The sequence below is a fragment of the Chamaesiphon sp. OTE_75_metabat_556 genome (assembly GCF_031378165.1).
Lineage (GTDB): Bacteria > Cyanobacteriota > Cyanobacteriia > Cyanobacteriales > Chamaesiphonaceae > Chamaesiphon.
Genome location: NZ_JANNDR010000188.1, coordinates 1 through 1,648 on the forward strand (window position 1 = coordinate 1; position 1,648 = coordinate 1,648).

Consider the following 1,648-nt stretch of genomic DNA (forward strand, 5'->3'; position numbering starts at 1 on the left):
CTCCCTTTCCGCTCAAAGAGTATAGATCCCTCTGACTGTGACAGTTAAGGCTCGATCGCTACTATAAATTTTATCCGCTGAAAACCAGTCTTTGCAATCGATCGCGGTCAATAAATAGTCTTGCGGCGGGAAGGGAGTAGACAATGGCAATTAGTAGATATCGGCTCGGATGAATGGCGAGATGAATGCCAACGACTCAGCCTAGAGTTTTTACAGTGGATTCGAGATGATTCAACTATCCCTGTAACCACTACGGAAGGGTCAAAGAAGGCATTAAGTGGGATTAGCACTGGTGAAATTTGTATCTCGTTAACTGGGATTTGGAATGGCTGTCCCGAACTGAATAAGGGTGAAAAGGATTACACATTAATTAACGATTTAAAGTTAATTTCTACCCCGAATAGAAGGATCACTATTGCATTTGACAAGGACAGCAAACCGAAAACGATAAATATGGTTCGGGCTGCAATTAAAAGATTTGCTGGTTTATTAATAGCAGCAGATTGTCAAGTTTATTTAGCTGAATGGAATAGCGATCGAGGTAAAGGCATTGACGATTTAATCTTTAACGATGGAGTCGAGGCATTCCGTCGCGTTATCGACAGTGCCAAACCGATCGAAGCGGCGGCAATAGAAGGGACTGAAGATGGAAAAAAGCCACATAAGTCAGTTGCAGAGAGGTTGCTGGAGATCGGGAGAACTGCTACTTACTTTCAAACTCCCGATCGAGTTGCTTATGCCGATATTACGATCGAGGGAAACCGTCACACTTATGCAGTTCGCTCTAGAGCTTTTAGAATGTGGCTGGCTGGTGAGTATTTCAATATCGAGGGTAAGGGGATTGGCTCTCAGACGATGCAAGATACGCTCTCAACGCTCGAAGCGATCGCTTTGTACGGGCAGGATTCGGCAACTCGCGAAGTCCATCTCCGCATCGCCCAACACCAAGAGAAAATTTATCTCGACTTGGGTACTCCAGACTGGAAGGCGATCGAGATCGATCCTACTGGCTGGCGGACGATCGACGATCCACCCGTGCGATTTTGGCGACCAGATTCGCTACGTCCGCTCCCTTATCCCGTCGCTGGGGGAAGCTTGACAGAATTACGGGAATTGCTCAATGTAGATGGATCTGCATGGACTTTAATTATCACATCCTACTATTCTGCTTCTGTCCTAACAAAACCTATCCGGTATTAGTACTATCGGCACACAGAGGGAGTGGCAAGACCGTTGCCGCAGAAATGCTAAAAGGTTTAATCGATCCTGGCAAAGCCCCACTTATCAAGCTGCAAGGGGATACCCATAAGCTCGCAGTCTCGGCTTCTCGTCGGCTATTGATGGTCTACGATAATGTGGGACATATCAGTGCAGACCAATCGGACGATTTATGTCGGATCGCGACTGGCTTTGGGTACAGTACCCGCACTCTATTTAGCACTGATGAAGAGACGACATTTGAGTTTGCCCGTCCCCAGATTGTCACGGCGATCGATTCCCTTGTGACTCGCGATGACCTAGCAGATCGAGTCCTGATGGTACAACTCGGTGAAATTACTGAACAACAGCGACTACCCCAGGCGGAATTAACTGCCAAGATCGAAGCAGCGCGTCCACGTATCCTGGGGGCACTGTTGACGGCACTGAG

Annotated in this window: 2 protein-coding genes and 1 pseudogene; 2 read left to right on the forward strand and 1 reads right to left on the reverse strand. The window is 47.5% G+C overall.

The features are described 5' to 3' along the window. Window positions 1-12: 12 nt before the first annotated feature. Window positions 13-144: a hypothetical protein gene (locus RMO27_RS07820; protein ID WP_309731073.1), complete on the reverse strand. Its 132-nt coding sequence runs from the start codon at window positions 142-144 to the stop codon at window positions 13-15. Here RMO27_RS07820 and RMO27_RS07825 point away from each other — a divergent pair. Together RMO27_RS07825 and RMO27_RS07830 are read left to right on the forward strand one after the other, a co-directional pair. After that, window positions 121-1,200 (forward strand): DUF3854 domain-containing protein, encoded by a 1,080-nt coding sequence (locus RMO27_RS07825; protein ID WP_309731072.1) that lies wholly within the window; start codon window positions 121-123, stop codon window positions 1,198-1,200. The genes RMO27_RS07820 and RMO27_RS07825 overlap by 24 nt on opposite strands. Window positions 1,201-1,244: 44 nt before the next feature. Continuing rightward, a pseudogene (locus RMO27_RS07830) lies at window positions 1,245-1,648 on the forward strand (hypothetical protein); the annotation flags it as partial.